This window comes from Streptomyces sp. NPDC060064 (assembly GCF_042736455.1).
Taxonomy (GTDB): domain Bacteria; phylum Actinomycetota; class Actinomycetes; order Streptomycetales; family Streptomycetaceae; genus Streptomyces.
The window spans coordinates 1-15,889 of record NZ_JBHWWF010000049.1; the positions used below are offsets into that span (position 1 = coordinate 1).

At 68.5% G+C, this 15,889-nt stretch carries 18 protein-coding genes and 1 pseudogene; all 19 read left to right on the forward strand.

Annotated features, from left to right (window positions below):
• Nucleotides 1-414 (forward strand): annotated as a pseudogene (locus tag ACFWDI_RS36255) (cell division protein FtsK); the annotation flags it as partial.
• A 212-nt stretch (nt 415-626) separates the two neighbouring features.
• Nucleotides 627-827: a hypothetical protein gene (locus ACFWDI_RS36260; RefSeq protein ID WP_385310757.1), complete on the forward strand. Its 201-nt coding sequence runs from the start codon at nt 627-629 to the stop codon at nt 825-827.
• A 178-nt stretch (nt 828-1,005) separates the two neighbouring features.
• On the forward strand, nt 1,006-1,260 hold the full coding sequence (locus ACFWDI_RS36265; protein ID WP_385310759.1) for a hypothetical protein: 255 nt from the start codon (nt 1,006-1,008) through the stop codon (nt 1,258-1,260).
• 16 nt (nt 1,261-1,276) lie between these two features.
• Nucleotides 1,277-1,549, forward strand: coding sequence for an HNH endonuclease signature motif containing protein (locus ACFWDI_RS36270; RefSeq protein WP_385310761.1), 273 nt, complete (start codon nt 1,277-1,279; stop codon nt 1,547-1,549).
• 4 nt (nt 1,550-1,553) lie between these two features.
• On the forward strand, nt 1,554-1,991 hold the full coding sequence (locus tag ACFWDI_RS36275; RefSeq protein WP_385310764.1) for a hypothetical protein: 438 nt from the start codon (nt 1,554-1,556) through the stop codon (nt 1,989-1,991).
• Between the two features lie 295 nt (nt 1,992-2,286).
• A complete protein-coding gene (locus tag ACFWDI_RS36280) occupies nt 2,287-2,574 on the forward strand; it encodes a hypothetical protein (RefSeq protein WP_385310766.1) in 288 nt (95 codons plus the stop codon).
• A complete protein-coding gene (locus tag ACFWDI_RS36285; protein WP_385310768.1) occupies nt 2,507-4,039 on the forward strand; it encodes a terminase in 1,533 nt (510 codons plus the stop codon). Before ACFWDI_RS36280 ends, ACFWDI_RS36285 begins: the two co-directional genes overlap by 68 nt.
• Before the next feature lie 13 nt (nt 4,040-4,052).
• Nucleotides 4,053-5,201: a phage portal protein gene (locus ACFWDI_RS36290; protein ID WP_385310769.1), complete on the forward strand. Its 1,149-nt coding sequence runs from the start codon at nt 4,053-4,055 to the stop codon at nt 5,199-5,201.
• On the forward strand, nt 5,198-5,914 hold the full coding sequence (locus tag ACFWDI_RS36295; protein WP_385310771.1) for an HK97 family phage prohead protease: 717 nt from the start codon (nt 5,198-5,200) through the stop codon (nt 5,912-5,914). Before ACFWDI_RS36290 ends, ACFWDI_RS36295 begins: the two co-directional genes overlap by 4 nt.
• Before the next feature lie 86 nt (nt 5,915-6,000).
• Complete coding sequence (locus ACFWDI_RS36300; RefSeq protein WP_385310772.1) at nt 6,001-7,218, forward strand: phage major capsid protein; 1,218 nt, start codon at nt 6,001-6,003, stop codon at nt 7,216-7,218.
• A gap of 64 nt (nt 7,219-7,282) precedes the next feature.
• Nucleotides 7,283-7,528, forward strand: coding sequence for a hypothetical protein (locus ACFWDI_RS36305; RefSeq protein ID WP_385310775.1), 246 nt, complete (start codon nt 7,283-7,285; stop codon nt 7,526-7,528).
• A gap of 10 nt (nt 7,529-7,538) precedes the next feature.
• Nucleotides 7,539-8,090 (forward strand): head-tail connector protein, encoded by a 552-nt coding sequence (locus tag ACFWDI_RS36310; RefSeq protein WP_385310778.1) that lies wholly within the window; start codon nt 7,539-7,541, stop codon nt 8,088-8,090.
• The gene (locus ACFWDI_RS36315) at nt 8,091-8,558 is read left to right on the forward strand and encodes a hypothetical protein (RefSeq protein WP_385310779.1); all 468 of its coding nucleotides are present in this window, start codon (nt 8,091-8,093) and stop codon (nt 8,556-8,558) included.
• Between the two features lie 30 nt (nt 8,559-8,588).
• Nucleotides 8,589-8,801, forward strand: a complete 213-nt coding sequence (locus tag ACFWDI_RS36320; RefSeq protein ID WP_385310781.1) for a hypothetical protein — start codon at nt 8,589-8,591, stop codon at nt 8,799-8,801.
• 3 nt (nt 8,802-8,804) lie between these two features.
• Nucleotides 8,805-9,791 (forward strand): phage tail tube protein, encoded by a 987-nt coding sequence (locus ACFWDI_RS36325; protein ID WP_385310783.1) that lies wholly within the window; start codon nt 8,805-8,807, stop codon nt 9,789-9,791.
• A gap of 13 nt (nt 9,792-9,804) precedes the next feature.
• Nucleotides 9,805-10,320 carry a hypothetical protein gene (locus ACFWDI_RS36330; protein ID WP_385310784.1) on the forward strand — a complete coding sequence of 172 codons (516 nt, stop codon included), beginning with the start codon at nt 9,805-9,807 and terminating at the stop codon, nt 10,318-10,320.
• Nucleotides 10,321-10,329: 9 nt separating this feature from the next.
• Complete coding sequence (locus ACFWDI_RS36335; protein WP_385310786.1) at nt 10,330-10,881, forward strand: hypothetical protein; 552 nt, start codon at nt 10,330-10,332, stop codon at nt 10,879-10,881.
• A gap of 73 nt (nt 10,882-10,954) precedes the next feature.
• Nucleotides 10,955-13,585, forward strand: coding sequence for a hypothetical protein (locus ACFWDI_RS36340; protein ID WP_385310788.1), 2,631 nt, complete (start codon nt 10,955-10,957; stop codon nt 13,583-13,585).
• Between the two features lie 4 nt (nt 13,586-13,589).
• On the forward strand, nt 13,590-15,887 hold the full coding sequence (locus ACFWDI_RS36345) for a carbohydrate binding domain-containing protein (protein WP_385310790.1): 2,298 nt from the start codon (nt 13,590-13,592) through the stop codon (nt 15,885-15,887).
• The last annotated feature ends 2 nt before the right edge of the window (nt 15,888-15,889 follow it).

Genomic DNA, 15,889 nt, shown 5'->3' on the forward strand with positions numbered 1-15,889 from the left:
CCCGCCTCGTACACCACCGTGAAGAACGACCTGCTCACCACGGCCGCCTTCAACTCCATGTGCATGAAGGGCCGCAAGCTCCGCGAGGACGCAGGCCAGCTCACCGGCGACGCCACCGGCGACATGACCGCGGCCGCCGAAGCCAACGGCGTCACCATCGCCCCCGTGCTGTCCGACTGCCTCACCGTCATGCGCCACAGCCCCAAGATGCACACCGCCGACATCCTCGCCCGCCTCGAGAACATGGACGAGGATTACGGCGACTGGGATGCCGAACGCCTCGCCAAGGAGCTCGAGGACGCGGGCGTGAAGCGCACCACCAAGCAGGTCAACATCGGCGGCAAGAACCTCGCCGGATACCGCCGCGAAGACCTCGAGAACGCCGTACCGGCCGAGCTCCTCACCGCCCGGTAGAGGGGGAGGGCACTACAACCCCCACTACGAGACCCCCCTCTGGACCCTCGCTACCCGGCGAGTGGATCTAGAGGGGGGTCTCTACCGCCGTAGAGCCCCCTGTAGTGGCCCGTGACCAGCCAAGTAGTGGGGCTAGAGGGGGCGATGGCCGACCCTCGAGGAGCCCGTGAGCGGCCCCATCGAGGTACGCGCCCATAGGTCACACTGAACCCATGGAGCCCCTGTACGCCCCGCCCGGCTACCTCACCGCCCACCAGGTAGCCAAGCTGCTCGGCATCGCCCTCGGCGGCGTCCGGCAGCTCGTACACCGCGGCCAGCTCACCCGCGCCGGCGGCAGCCCACGACAGCCCCTGTTTGCCGTCCACGACGTCACCGCCCTTGACACCAAGCGCCGCATGCGGGCTGCCGCTTGACGCGCAGGTCAGCGGGGTGTAACGATCTCGGTGTACAGCTGTGCCTAAAACCGGCTGACCACCAGCTCATGAAGACCCCGACCAGACGGGCGGTCGGGGTCTTCGCCGTTCCCCTGCCCCGATCACCCGACGTGCCCGATGATGTCCCCCTCATCACGCAACGTCCTTGGGGGAAGCCATGCCCAGCACCTACAGCGACATTCAGCGGGCCGTGAGCCGAGAGAAGTTCCAGATCTGGTTCGCCTGGCTGTGCGGCTGGATCATCATGCTGTTGATCGAAGACGCGACCAAGGACGTCCACATCGTCAGCGTCATCACTCAGACCCTGCTGGTCGTCCTCGGCATCCTGTCCACCGTCGCCGCGGTGACCATGACGAACCGGCTCAACCGCAAGGCTGCCGCTGCCCGCAAGGACGTCCTCGACGACCTGTAGACGGAGGTGAGCGCCCGTGGCCGGCAACCCGCGCAACGGGCGCCCCTACCGCCGTCTCTGCGCCGAGGTGAAGGCCCTCGGGATGCCGTGCGCCCGCTGCGGCCACAACATCGACCCCAACCTCGACCCGCGGCACCCGATGTCGTTCACGCTCGACCACATCGTCCCGCTATCCAAAGGCGGCAGCCTCCTCGACCCGGCCAACGCCCGCAGCATGCACCGCCGCTGCAACAGCGCCAAGGGCAACCGGACGGGCCCGCAGCCGCTCAACACGTCGCGGAGGTGGTGACCCGGTGCTGTACGTCATCAGCGGCCCGCCAGGCGCCGGCAAGTCCAGCTGGATCCGGGCGCACGCCAAGCCCACAGACATCGTCATCGACTTCGACCTGCTCGCCCTCGCCCTCGCCGGCCCCGGCGCAGCCAACCGGAACTACAGCCGCACCCTGGAGAAGGTGGTGCACAAGGCCCGGTGGGCCGTCATCCGGGAGGCGGAGCAGCACCTCGACAAGGTCGACGTCTACCTGATCAACACCAGCCCCAGCCCCCGTGACCGTGCCAACTATCAGCGGCTCGGGGCCAAGCTCATCACCGTCGACCCCGGCCGCGACATCGTGATGCAGCGCATCAAGGACATGCGCCGGCCCGGCATGGAAGCGGTAGCCGAGCGCTGGTACAAGCGGCACAAGCGCCGGTCACCCTCAGCGATGCCTCAGGCATCACGGACGTGGTGACCACTGCATCAGGCTGCCGACGGCGGCATGTCACGCAGAGCTATCAACGTCCGTGGGTGATCGAGAGGCACATCCGAGCCCTCGGATCATGATCGGCTGACTGAGCCCGGCCATTCTTTGGTCAGGAGCACGGGCGACCCAAAAGCCCTTGTCGCTCCCACTTTTTTGCGCGGCCGATTTGAAGATCGTTTACACCGATTCCATGATCCAATGTCGAACCGGGACGTAACGCACTGTCACCAGTCAGATCTGACGCTAAGTCACATTGCGGGACGCGACGGGCGGAGAGGTGATCATGTCAATCGCCGACGAGATCCGCGACGAGATTGATCAACTCGGGGCGGCGAAGTCCACCCCCGGCCTGGCCGCCGTCGCAATCCGGCTCGCCCAAGCACTCGATGCCATCCCCATAGACGAAGCCCCCACCTCTCAGGCCGTCGTGGCCGACAAGCTCACGGCCGCGATGACCAAGCTCCGCGCCCTGGCGCCGGTGAAGGAGGAGGGGGACGCGGTCCATGACATCGCTCGTCAGCGAGAGAAGCGCCGGGAAGCTGCCGCCCAAGCCGTCGGCCGGTCCGTCTGACGGCCCGCTCTACGGCGCCCAGCGCCCGCGGATCCTCACCGCCCCTCCCACCCAGGTCTCCAGCGCCGGGCAGGAAGCGGTCGACCTGGCTGCCCGAGCCGGGCTGAAGCTGGATCCGTGGCAGCAGTTCGTCCTCGACCTGGCCATGGCGGAGAACGCGGAGGGCGGGTGGGCGGCCGAAGAGGTCGCGATCAACCTTCCGCGCCAGAACGGCAAGGGCGCGATCATCGAAGCGCGCGTCCTGTGGGGCCTGTTCATCGGCGGCGAGAAGCAGATCCTGCTGAGCGCGCACGAGTTCAAGACGGCCATGAGCGCGATGAAGCGGATCGAGCGACTGATCCGCGGGTGCCCTGACCTGCACAAACGCGTCAAGCACTACCACAAGACGGTCGGCCGCGAGGGCGTCGAGCTGCACGACGGCCGCGAGCTGCGGTACATCGCGCGCTCCAGCGGCTCGGGCCGGGGCTTCACCGCCGACTGCGTGATCATGGATGAGTGCATGGTCCTCGGTGACGACGCCATGGCGGCGCTCGCCCCGACGTCTGACGCTGTCGACAACTCCCAGCTCTGGTACCTGGGCAGCGCCGGTATCGGCCATCCCTCGGTGCAGATGGGCAGGCTGAGGCAGCGGGCGCTGTCCGCGCTGGAGACTGGCGTGCCGGATCCGTCGCTGGCGTACATGGAGTGGTCGATCGACCCGCACATGGACGAGTGCCAGCCCGGGTGCACGGAGCATGACGACGTCGACTCGGTCGCCTCGCTGCTGAAGTCGAACCCCGCGGTCGGCTACCGGCTGCAGGTCGAGAAGACGATGAACCGGCGCCTGACGCTGGGCAATGCCCTGTACTCCCGTGAGCGGCTCGGTGTCGGCACTTATCCGGCGGATGCGGCCGAGACGTGGCAGGTCATCGGCGAGGACGCGTGGCGGGCGCTGGCCGACGCCAAGTCCTGCCCGGAGGGTGCGGTCGCGTTCGCGATCGACATGACGCCCGAGCGGTCGCATGCGGCCATCGCTGTGGCGGGGGCGTGGCGGGGCGGCACGCATGTCGAGGTGGTAGACCACCGGCCCGGTACGGGCTGGCTGATCGAGCGGGCGAAGGATCTGCACGCGAAGCACAAGCCGCGCGTGTGGGTCGTGGACGCGGGCGGCCCGGCCGGCTCGCTGATCGTGGACCTGGCCGAGGCGCTGGGGGTGGAGATCGTCAGCCCGAAGACACGCGAAGTCGCGCAGGCAACGGGCCAGTTCTACGACGCGGTCATCGAGCAGTCGCTGTCGCACATCGACCAGGCGCCCCTGGCTACGGCCCTGGCGGGCGCACAGAAGCGCTCCCTGGGCGAGGCATGGGCGTGGGCCCGCCGCAGCCCTGGCGTGGATATCAGCCCGCTGGTGGCCGCGACGCTCGCCAAGTGGGGACTGGGCGCAGAGGTCGAAGAGCCCGTCGATACCAACAACATGGTGTGGTGAGAAGGGTGGACCGATGAGCTGGTGGTGGCCCTTCCGTCGCAAGGAGAAGCGATCCATCTCGTACCAGGACGTGTGGGGTTCGGGCTCCGACCCTTCTCTGCTCGGCGGTGGCGGGCAGGAGCGGGCGCTGCGTCTGGCGCCCGTGTACGCCGCCACACGGCTGCTGGCCGACTCGGTGGCGTCCCTGCCGCTGCGCAGCTATCAGGAGGCGGGAGCGGGGCGCAGGCCGATCCTGTCGCCGCAGGTGTTCCGCCGTCCCTCGGTGGTCGGCACCCGCTACGACTGGATGTACCGGTGCATGACGTCGCTGACCCTGCGCGGCAACGCCTACGGCCTGGTCGTCGGGAGCGATCAGAACGGGTGGCCTTCACAGATTGAGTGGCTGCATCCGGACGACGTGCACGTCGAGGACAACTTCGCACCGCGGCCGGTCTGGTACTACAAGGGCCGGCGCCTCGAGGACGGGCAGCTGTTTCACATCCCGGCCTACACGCTGCCCGGCCAGATCCTGGGACTGTCCCCGATCGCCTACTACGCGGCGACGACGGACACGGGCCTGCTGGCTCAGCAGTTCGGGCGGGACTGGTTCGCCAACGGGTCGACGCCGGCGGCCGTCCTGGAGACGGAGAGGGAGGTCGACAGGCCTACCGCTCTCCTCCTGAAGGAGCGGTTCAAGGAAGCTGCCGCGGGTCGGGACGTGGCGGTCGTGGGCATGGGCGCGAAGTACCGGCCCATCTCCGTGCCCGCGAACGAGTCGCAGTTCCTGGAGACCATCAAGGCGTCGGCGAATCAGATCGCCGCGTTCTACGGGGTGCCCGCAGAGAAGATCGGCGGCACGACCGGCAACCCGCTCACGTACACCACGGTCGAGCAGAACAGCATCGACCTGCTGACGTGGACGCTCCGCCCGTGGCTGACCCGCCTGGAGGAGGCGTTCTCGCTCCTGCGGCCGGAGGCGGAAGAGGTCGCGTTCGACGCGGACGCCATGCTGCGGACCGACACCCTGACCCGCTACCAGACGTACCGCATCGCCCGAGCCATCGGCCTGAAGAGCGTCGACGAGCTGCGGGCCCTCGAGGACATGACTCCCCTGCCGAACGGCCAGGGGCAGGACTGGATGCCACTGGGCACGGTGGCCCCCGACGAAAGCGAGAATCCGTGAACGGCGACACTGAGCGCCGGTTCACCCGCGGCCTCGTTGAGGTCCGGGCCGCCGGCGACACCAGGACGATTGGCGGGTACGCCGCCAAGTTCAACACCTTGTCCCGCAACCTCGGCGGGTTCGTCGAGCGGATCGACCCTGGGTTCTTCTCGAAGAGCGAGGGCGACGGCTGGCCCGAGGCGATGGCCCGCTACAACCACGACGACAGTCGCCTGCTCGGCACTTCGGACGCGGGCACGCTGCGGCTGCAGACGGACGGCACGGGCCTCGACTACAGCGTGGATGTGCCGCACTCCCGCGAGGACGTGTACGAGCTGGTGCAGCGCGGTGACGTGCGGCGCTCCTCGTTCGCGTTCTACACGTTCGAGGACGACTGGAGCATGACCGACCAGGGCTTCCCCGTGAGGACGCTGCTGTCGGGCTCGCTGGTCGATGTGGCGCCGGTGAACACTCCGGCGTACCTCGACACCTCCACGGGGCTGCGGTCGCTCGCTGAGCGGGCAGGCGCGGCGCTGGAGGAGGTGCGGGCTGCGTCTGCGGCCGGCGACCTCAAGCAGTTCCTGGACGCGCCCGCGGCGCCGGCCGTCATCGACCTGGCCGCGTCCCGCGACACCACCAAGACATCAGCGCCGGAGGGCGGGCAGGGCGACACCCACCCGCCGCTGGCACTGCGGCAGCGGCGCGCCGAGCTGTACCGGCGCCGCACCTTCTGAGGCAGGGCGACACCCACCTCGACATCCATTCACCTGACACCCCGGCCGCCGGCTGCGGGTGTCTTCGTCATGCCCAGGAGGGCGACGTGAGCGAGTTCATCAAGCGGCTGCAGGAGCGCCGTGCCAACGTGTGGGAGCAGGCCAAGGCGCTGCTCGATGCGGCCGAGGGCGAGAAGCGGGACCTGTCCGCGGAGGAAGAGCAGACCTACCAGGCCCTGAACGCGGACCTCGACAAGATCGATGCCCGGGTCAAGGACATGGCCGACTCGGAGCAGCGGGCCAAGGACGCCGAGGCTTCGTTCGCCAGCCTGCTGGCCAAGCCGCAGACGGACGTCCGCAAGGGCGATGACGGGAACTCGGAGCTCCGGCAGTTCCTGCGCGGCGAGCGCCGCAACTACGACATCCGCCCCGAAGGCAAGGTCAACTACCGTGACCTCGTCAAGGGGACGGCGACCGCGGGCGGCAACACCGTCCCGACCACGTTCTACAACCAGCTGCTCGCCCACCTCATCGAGGTGTCCGGCATCATGATGGCCGGCCCGACGGTCCTCAACACCGCGACCGGCGAGAGCATCGAGGTGCCGGTCACCACCGCCCACTCCTCGGCGGCGATCACGGCCGAGGGCGCGACCATCTCCGAGTCGGACCCGGCGTTCGCCAAGCGGACCCTGGGCGCCTACAAGTACGGCGTCCTCGTGCAGATCTCCACCGAGCTGCTCACCGACACCGGCGTGGACCTCGAGGGCTACCTGTCCATGCAGGCCGGCCGGGCACTGGGCAACGCGTTCGGTGCGCACGCCATCACCGGCACCGGCTCCTCGCAGCCGACCGGCGTGGTCACCTCGGCCAGCACCGGCGTGACCGGCGGCACCGCCGTAGTGGGCGCGTTCACCGCGGACAACCTGATCGACCTGTACTTCTCGGTCATCGGCCCGTATCGCAACAGCCCGTCCTGCGGCTGGCTGATGCGCGACGCGACCATGGCCGCTGTCCGCAAGCTCAAGGACAGCCAGGGCCAGTACCTGTGGCAGCCGTCGGTGCAGCTCGGTGTCCCGGACCTGCTGCTGTCCAAGCCCGTCTACACCGACCCGACCGTGGCGGCCGTGGCGCTGTCGGCGAAGTCCGTCGTCTTCGGCGACTTCTCCTCGTACTTCGTGCGCCTGGCGGGCGGCATCCGCTTCGAGCGGTCGGACGAGTTCGCGTTCAACTCCGACCTGACGACCTTCCGCGCGATCCTCCGCGCGGACGGCCTGACCGTCGACCAGACCGGCGCCATCAAGGTGTTCGCCGGCGGCGCGAGCTGACCACCTCTGGCAGGGGGCAGCGTGCCGCGCTGCCCCCTCCCCAGCCCCGAAGGGAGAGACACCCATGCGCGTGCGCATGAAGGCCTCGCTGTCCGGCACCCGCGACGGCGTCGACTGGCCGAAGGCGGGCGGATCCATCGAGCTGCCCGACGACGAGGCCGAGCACCTGGTGGCGGCCGGCCTGGCGGTCACCGACGTGGCCGAGGAAGTACTGCCCGCGGAGGAGAACGCCGCGGCACCGGCCGACGAGGAGAAGGCCGTACCCGCCCGCAAGACCACAGCGCCCCGCAAGGCGACGGCCAAGAAGTAGGGAGGCCGCCGTGGCGCTGCTCACCCTGGCCGAGGCCAAGGCTCAGCTCGACATCGATACGACCACGAACGACACCGAGCTGCAGGCGTACATCGACTCGTTGACGGCGGTCATCGAGCGGTTCGTCGGCCCGGTTGAGAGCCGCGCGGTGTCGGAGGTCATCGAGGGCCGCGGCCCCACCCTGTGCCTGGCCCACGTACCTGTCGTGTCGCTGACGTCGGTGCTGCCTGTGCTGACCGGCGGGCAGTCCATCGACGTCGCCGACCTGGTGACGGACCTGCCCCTCGGGGTGGTCCGGCGCCGGAATGGTGGCTCGTTCCTCGGCGGGCTGTGGACCGTCTCGTACACGGCCGGGCGGGGCAGCGTCCCGCCGACCATCAACCTCGCCGCGCGGATCCTGCTGCAGCATCTGTGGAGCACTCAGTACGGGGCAGCCCGCGGCAACGTCGGCGGGGTCAGCGACTACAGCGTGAGCGAGCCTGTGGCGGGCTGGGGCTACGCGGTGCCCAACCGGGTGCTGCAGCTGCTCGAGCCGTACAAGGTTCCGCCGGGGGTGGCGTAGATGGCGACCACCTCGCGCGTGCCCGCTGCGGTCGATGCGCTGCTCGCGATCCTGCGGGCAGCGCCGGCACTCGAGGCCGTGCACATCGTGGACGGGCCGCCGTCCGTGAACCTCACCGAGCGGCAGCGGATCTATGTCGGGTGGCAGCCGTCGGGTGAGGCCTCGGTCGCGCTGACACAGGACTTCGCCGCGGCGGGCGCCCGGACTCGGGACGAAGCTTTCGAGATCTTCTGCTACGCCGAAAGCCGCGGCGGCGACAAGGACATGGCGCTGCAGCGGACCCGCGTCTTCGAGCTGGTCGCCGCGGTCGAGACGGCGCTCCGTGCGACGGACCTGGCGCCCGAGGCTCCGACCCTGAACGGCACCGTGCTGTGGTCGCACATCACCGCAGGCAACCTCACGCAGCAGCAGGACCAGGGCGCCCTTACCGGGCTGGACTTCACCATCACCTGCCGCGCCCGAATCTGACGAACACCCCACCCCAGTCAAGGAGTAGCCATGGCGCGTGTGCGCTTTCTCGGCCCGGAGCCGGTCACCGTGCCGGAGCTCGGGTCACGAGAGGTCCAGCCGGACGAGGTCGTACAGGTCCCGGACGAGCGGTTCGAGGGCTACGTCTGCCAGCCGCAGACGTGGGAGTCGGTAGAGGAGCCGGGCGGCAGCGTCACGGCGAAGAAGACCGCGGCCAAGAGCGCGTCGCAGAAGGAGGGCTGACCCATGGCGATCGGATCCGGGCTCGGCGCACAGCTCGGCATCGCGGCCGAGTCGACGTATGGCACCTACGTCGCGCCGACGAAGTTCCCCGAGTTCTCGAAGGAAAGCCTCGTCTTGAAGAAGACGACGGCGCAGTCTGCGGGCATCGCGGCGGGGCGGCTGATGCCGCTGTCGACGCGGCGCGTGCTGACGCAGAAGGAGGTGTCGGGCGGCATCGACCTCGAGGTGCCCAACAAGTCGTTCGGGCTGATCCTGCAGGCGCTCATGGGCACCTCCGTCACGCCGGTACAGCAGGCAGCGACCACGGCCTACCTGCAGACGCACACGCTCGCGGACAACTTCGGCAAGAGCCTCACGATCCAGAAGGGTGTGCCGCTGACCAGCGGCACGGTGACCCGCAAGAACTTCCTCGGCTGCAAGGTCATCAGCGCGGAGTTCTCGTGCGAGGTCGGCGGGATGCTGACCTGCTCGCTGGAGATCGACGGCAAGGACTGCGAGGAAACCTCGGTCCTGGCGACCGCGTCGTACCCGACCATGAGCCCGTTCCACTTCGGGCAGATGGCGCTCAAGACGGGGACCTACGCGTCGGAGACGGCGCTGGACGGTGTCCGCAAGGTCAGCGTCAAGATCGAGCGCCCGTCGGCCACCGACCGGTTCTACGCGAACCAGAGCGCCCTGAAGAAGGAGCCCATCCTCAACGACCTGACGAAGATCACCGGGTCGCTGGAGATGGACTACGTCGCCACCACCATCGACGACCTGCACACCACCGACGGGGCGACCAGCCTCGTGTGGGAGTTCGTCGGACCGATCATCGCAACCACCTATGCGGAGACGTTCCGGATCAAGCTCCCCGCGATCAAGGTCGACGATGCGCCGCCGACCGTCGAAGGCTTCGACGTCGTGCGCCCGAAGTTCTCGTTCACCGCCCTGTACGACGGGACCAACCTGACCGCCATCGAGTACATGTCGACGGACGTCACGCTCTGACGGAGGTGGCGCCGTGGCGCAGTCCGTACAGATCATCGGCACGGGCCAGCTGCTCGAGCTGAGCCGACGGCTCAAGGCGGCGGGCGGGCCGCGGCTCAAGGCCAACTTTGCCCGGAGGATCCGGCACGCTGCCGAGCCCCTCGCGACGGGCATGCAGCAGACCATCCGCAGCCTGCCCATCAAGGCCGACCCTCGCAAGGCCGGCAAGCGCGGCGGCCCGTCCCCGACGACGCGGCCGCTGCGGGCGACGGTCGCCGGCGCTGTCCGTATCAGCGTCCGTACCGGGGGGAATCCCGGCGCCCGTATCTGGGTCGACAAGGGTCGCCTGCCGGCCGACCTGCGGAACATGGCGTCGGCCATGAACCGGCCCGACGGCCGGATCAGGCACCCCGTGTTCGGCAACAAGAAGCGGTGGGCCAACCAGTGGACGACACCGCTGTGGTGGGAGAAGACGGTCCGCGCCCACAGGCCGCGCATGGAACGCGAAGTCGCCCGCGTCGTCGACGACGTCAAGAACGACCTCAGCTAGGAGAACCCCTTGTACATCGTCTACACGCCCGCGGGCGGTGAGCCCGAGCACTACAACGCCCGGTCGCTGCTGGTGTCCGAGGCGTCGATCGTGGAGCGGACCATCGACCGGAAGTGGCCCGCCATCAAGGAGGGCCTGTCCGAGGACGACCTCGACGCCATGCGCGGGGTGGCGTGGATCCTCAAGAAGCGGAGCAATCCCACCCTCAGGTTCGGGGAGTTCGACCCCGGCATCGAGGAGCTCGCCACGCGTCTCGACAAGGACGAGATCGAGAACTACGTGGCCGAGGCTGTCGCCATCGCCAGGATGAACCCGGACGTGACCGGCGAGCAGATCGCCGGCGCACTGCAGCACCTGCCTGGCGTGTCCATGGACCCGGCACATGCCGAGGCCGTCATCAAGGAAATGACGGAGGACCCAAAAGACGAGGCCGCCCCCGAGGCGACGGAGCCGGCCGACGCGGCGACCAGCCCGAGCCCGGCATTGCAGAGCGGCGACACCACTACCTCGGACTCTTCGGGCACCTCCAGCACCTTGGCCCCCGCGCCGTCGACGCCCTGACCGTCGGGGACTTCGACGTACTCATCGCCTGGATGGATGCCCACCTGGCCCAGCAGTCCGGAGGTGAGCAGTCATGAGCTCGACGACGATGAACTTCATCCTGCAGGGCCGGGACAGCCTGTCGGATGCGCTGAACCGTGCGGGCGACTCGGCGATCATGCTGCACAGTCGGCTCAAGGACACCGAGGACCACGGCGCCAAGGCCATCGAGGGCCTGAAGAAGACGGCGCTGTCGCTTGCCCCGGCCATCATCCCGGCCGCTGCGGCCATGGCTCCGCTGGTCGCGTCGACTGCGGCGGCGGGTGTGGCTGTCGCCGCCTACGGTGCGGCACTGGGCCCGCAGATCGCCGCCATGGCCGAAGCGTCGCAGGCGGAGAAGAAGTACACCGACGCGGTCGAGAAGTCGGGAGCAGGTTCCAAGGAAGCCGTTGCGGCGCATGAGGCGTACCGGCAGGCGATGGCGAAGTTGCCGCCGGCCACGCGTACCGCGGCGGCCGCCCTGTCGGTCCTGAAAGACCAGTACAAGAGCTGGTCGGATTCCCTGGCCCAGGACACCATGGGCCCGGTCGTCAAGGGCATGGCCATCTTCGGCGGGCTGCTGCCCAAGCTGACACCGCTGGTGAAGGGCACATCGGTCGAGCTGAACCGCATGATGACCCTGGTTGCCGGCGGGGTGGCGTCGCCCGGATTCGACAAGCTGATGGGGAAGTTCAGCGCGTTCTCCACCGGTGTACTGCAGCGGGCGAACGACAGCATCGTGCACCTGCTCCGCACGCTGGACACCGGCAAGGTCGGCGGCGGCCTGTCCGAGTTCATGGACTACGCCCGCGCGCAGGGCCCGCTGCTGGGCAGCGTCCTGAAGAACATCGGTACGGCGCTGATGAACGTCATGCGGGCGAGCGCCGACGTCGGCGTCGGGATGCTGCAGGCGGTCAACGCACTGGCCAAGCTGGTCGCGGCTGTACCGCCGGGTGTCATCACCGTTCTGCTGCAGCTGGCTGTTGCCATGCGTGTCGCGAAGCTGGCGGCGATCGGACTGGCCGCGAGCCGCGCCGCGGTGGCGGCATTCGGCGCGCAGCTGCTGGCGATGCGTACCGCAGCCGGCGGCGCGTCCGGCGGGCTGGCCTCCTTCACCGCGGCGATCGGTGCCATGTCGCGGGGCGCGAAGATTGCCATGGCCGGCACAGCGATTGGCCTGCTCGTCATCGCCATCTCCGCGTTGTCGCAGATCGGTAAGAAGGCGCCGCCCGACGTCGACCGGCTCACTACGGCGCTGGGCAAGCTCGGCCAGACCGGCAAGGTCACCGGCGAAGCGGCGGAGCAGTTCGGTACGCACTTCGAAAAGCTGAAGTCGCGGATCGACGAGGTGACCAACCCCAGCGTGGCGGAGAGCATCAACAACTGGGGAGCCAAGGTCACGGGCGGTCTGCTGGACGCTGGCGAGGCCACCGAGGAAGTCACCGAGTCTTTCGACTCGATCGACGAGTCTCTCTCCAACCTGGTCCGCAGCGGCAAGGCCGACCTGGCCGCGGCCGCGCTCGAGAACATGCTCAGCCGCATGAAGCCGGAACAGGCTGAGAAGCTGAAGGGCAGCATCGACAAGTACAAGGATGCGCTCGCTGATGCGGCGTTCGAGCAGGATCTCGCCGCACAGGCGATGGGCCTGTTCGGTGCGCAGGCCCAGTCGGTGCAGACGAAGCTCAATGCGCAGAAGCAGAGCGCGGACGGGCTCACGCAGTCCATCAACGCCCTGACCACCGCCACGCTCACCGCTCGCGGCGACATGCGCGGCCTTGAGGAAGCCATCGACGCCGCCGACGCGGCAGCGAAGAAGAACGGCAAGACCCTCGACATCAACACGGAGAAGGGCCGCGGCAACAGCGCCGCCCTTGATGCGATCGCCGCGTCGACGATAAAGGGGGCCGAATCCGCCAGGGCGAACGGTGCCGCCTGGTCGACCGTGAACGGCATCTATGACCGCGGCTACGACGCGATGGTCAAGGCCGCTCGGGCAATGGGCCTGGACGAGACCGCGGCCCGGAAGCTTGCCGACCAGATCCTCAAGACACCCAACAAAACGGCTCGCCTCAAGGGCAACATGGAGGACCTGCAGGCGAAGCTGAACAGCGCCAAAGCCCAGCTGAAGAAAGTTCCGGACTCGCGCAAGGCAGCGATCCGCGGCGAGATCTCCGACCTTCAGTTGGCGATCGCGCAGGCCAAGTACGCCCTCAGCAACATGGACAAGGACTACACGGTCTGGGTCCACTACAAGACCACCGGTTCGCCTTACCGGCCTTCGGGCGGCAGGGAGTACGCCACGGGCGGCCTCGTCGGCTTCCCCAGCGGCGGCCCCGTCCGTGGTCCGGGGACCGGCACGTCGGACAGCATCCTCGCCCGGCTGTCCAACGGCGAGTACGTCATCCCGGCCGAGCGGGTCGATCAGTACGGACTCGGCCTGTTCGACGCGATCCGGTCCGGTCGGCTCGGCATGTCCAAGCCCGCACCCCGGCCGATGGCTCCGACCCGGCCGGCTGACCCTGGCCGGGCTGCAGGCAGGGGTGGGACCACCACTGTGATCCATAACGAGATCCACATCCACGACGCCATCGACACCACGGCGGTCGGCCAGAAGCTCGAAACGATTCTGGCGAAGTACCAGCGGGACAAGGGCGGGTCGCCCCTCAACTTCAAGACCAAGGGGTGACGGGATGACGCGGCTGGTGGTGGAAGTGGGGTTCGGGTCGACGCTGTCCACCCCGCCCGCGTCGATCACGTGGACGGACATCACGCAGTACGTCGACATCGACAGCGCCGCGGTCACCATCAACCGGGGCGCGCAGGACGAGCAGTCCGAAACCCAGATGGGCAGCGCGTCGCTGACCCTGGACAACTCCGACGGCCGGTTCACCGCCGGCCTCGCGTCGGGCGCGTACTCCCCGAACGTCCTGAAGAACGTGCCGTGCCGCATCAGGGTCATCAGCACCGCGAAGAACCTGCTGCCGAACCCCAGCTTCGAGAGTGGGGTCACGGCGTGGATCAGCTCTGGCACCCCGACCCGGGCCACCTCGACGACGCATGTGCAGCACGGCGCGCAGGCCATGCTCATCACCTGGGGCGCTGTCGCATCCCAGACGATGACGTCTCCGCTGATCCAGGGTCTGAACATCGGCACCCGCTACACGTTCTCCGCCTACGTGTGGGTCCCGACGGGTGATGCTCCGGTGCGGCTGACCGTGGCGGACGTGACGACCGGTGCGCAGAACACCGTCTTCGACGCCTTCCAGCGGCTGACCGTTTCGTGGACGGCGACGTCGACGACGCATCAGGTGCGGGTCGGGGCGATCGGTACACCGGTCGCCGGGGACGTGGTGTGGGTCGACGCGGGTCAGATCGAAGAGGCCAGCTCGGCGACCACGTTCGACTCGGACGGCCCGCAGGATCACGAGCGGATCTATGGCGGGGTGAACGCCTGGCCGACGACGTGGAAAGGCCTGTACTCCACCGCCAGCATCACGATCTCGGATACGTTCAAGCCGCTGGCGAAGCCGAGCCTGCAGACGATGCTCACCGAAGAGGTGCTGCTCGATGACCCGCTGGGCTACTACCCGCTGACCGAGCCCTCGGACTCGACCAGCGCCGGTGACCTGTCCGGGACGACGGCCGGCCCGCTGAGCACTGTGGCGGTCGGCTCGGGCGGAGAGCTCGCGTTCGCCGCCAGTGATGCCGGACCGGACGAACAGGGTGCGCTCACCCTCACCCCGGCCACGATCAGCAACGGCAAGTTCCTGACCGGCGACCTGGGCGGCGACTTCGAGAACTCGTCCACGCTCGCGTTCGTCTTCGCCGAGTGCTGGTTCTCCACCGCCACCGTCAGCCGCGTCATCTTCGGCCTGACCTCCGCCGACAACCGCTATCAGCTCGTGTTCAGCCTTAGCGCCGGCGGGCTGCTCACGATCGAGTCCACCAATACCGGCGCCGCCCTGACCTCCTCATCGCCTGTCACGGGCAACCTCGCCGACGGCGCACAGCACCACATGGTGTACGACGAAGAGGCGGCGACCGTGTGGGTCGACGGCGTCGACTACGCGGTCGGCGTGGACATCATGTCCCACCTTCGGCTGCTGACCGTCGGCGCGTTCACGAACTCCCGCCTATGGTCCGGCAGCATCTCGCACCTCGCCCTGTACGCACCTGGCCCGAGCGGCGACATCACCCAGTACGTCGGCCACTACACGACCGGCACCACCGGACATGTGGGCGAGACCGCCGCCACGCGTGCATCCCGTATCGCCTCCTATGTGGGCGCCACCGTCACCGCGGTGGGGTCGACGTTCTCGGGCATCGCCTCGCAGGCCGCGCTCGGATCCTCGCCACTGCAGCACCTGCAGGAAGTGGCGCAGACCGAGGGCGGCGTACTGATCGCAGCGCGGGACAGCGCCGGCCTGATCCTGCAGAGCCGCGACCTCCGGTACAACCCGACCGCCGCCATCTCGATCGCCCACCCGGACACCGAAACCGACAGCGTCGCGTTCGACGACGACGACCAGAAGCTGTGCAACATCGTCATCGGCAGCCGGCCGGGTGGCGCCACACAGCGGGTCATCAACCAGGCCAGCCGCGACACCTACGGCCCCTATGAGAAACAGCTGACGCTCCTCAAGACGACGGACGCCGAGCTGGTCGACGCAGCGCAGTGGACAGTGAACCGGTTCGCCGACCCGCCGCCGGAGATGAGGCAGCTGCCGCTCGAGGCGTACACCCTGCCGCTCGCCACGTACCGGGCACTCCTGGACGCGGACGTATCCACCGTCTTCGGCGTGACAGGCCTGCCGGCCCAAGCCCCGGCATCGACCACGACCGTGACCGTCGAGGGCTACACCGAGACGATCAAGAACAAGCAGCACCTCATCAACTTCCGCGTCAGCCGTACCGACACGGCCACGGTGTGGGTCCTCAACGACAGCACGTACTCGGTGCTCGGCACCTCGACACGCCTGGCCTATTGACA

What these genes read in the sequence shown, in the direction of transcription:
- ACFWDI_RS36285 (WP_385310768.1), top strand. Translation starts at nt 2,507, where the DNA reads ATGACATCGCTCGTCAGCGAGAGAAGCGCCGGGAAGCTGCCGCCCAAG.
- ACFWDI_RS36280 (WP_385310766.1), top strand. Translation starts at nt 2,287, where the DNA reads ATGTCAATCGCCGACGAGATCCGCGACGAGATTGATCAACTCGGGGCG.
- ACFWDI_RS36305 (WP_385310775.1), top strand. Translation starts at nt 7,283, where the DNA reads ATGCGCGTGCGCATGAAGGCCTCGCTGTCCGGCACCCGCGACGGCGTC.
- ACFWDI_RS36320 (WP_385310781.1), top strand. Translation starts at nt 8,589, where the DNA reads ATGGCGCGTGTGCGCTTTCTCGGCCCGGAGCCGGTCACCGTGCCGGAG.
- ACFWDI_RS36290 (WP_385310769.1), top strand. Translation starts at nt 4,053, where the DNA reads ATGAGCTGGTGGTGGCCCTTCCGTCGCAAGGAGAAGCGATCCATCTCG.
- ACFWDI_RS36260 (WP_385310757.1), top strand. Translation starts at nt 627, where the DNA reads ATGGAGCCCCTGTACGCCCCGCCCGGCTACCTCACCGCCCACCAGGTA.
- ACFWDI_RS36340 (WP_385310788.1), top strand. Translation starts at nt 10,955, where the DNA reads ATGAGCTCGACGACGATGAACTTCATCCTGCAGGGCCGGGACAGCCTG.
- ACFWDI_RS36265 (WP_385310759.1), top strand. Translation starts at nt 1,006, where the DNA reads ATGCCCAGCACCTACAGCGACATTCAGCGGGCCGTGAGCCGAGAGAAG.
- ACFWDI_RS36325 (WP_385310783.1), top strand. Translation starts at nt 8,805, where the DNA reads ATGGCGATCGGATCCGGGCTCGGCGCACAGCTCGGCATCGCGGCCGAG.
- ACFWDI_RS36345 (WP_385310790.1), top strand. Translation starts at nt 13,590, where the DNA reads ATGACGCGGCTGGTGGTGGAAGTGGGGTTCGGGTCGACGCTGTCCACC.
- ACFWDI_RS36315 (WP_385310779.1), top strand. Translation starts at nt 8,091, where the DNA reads ATGGCGACCACCTCGCGCGTGCCCGCTGCGGTCGATGCGCTGCTCGCG.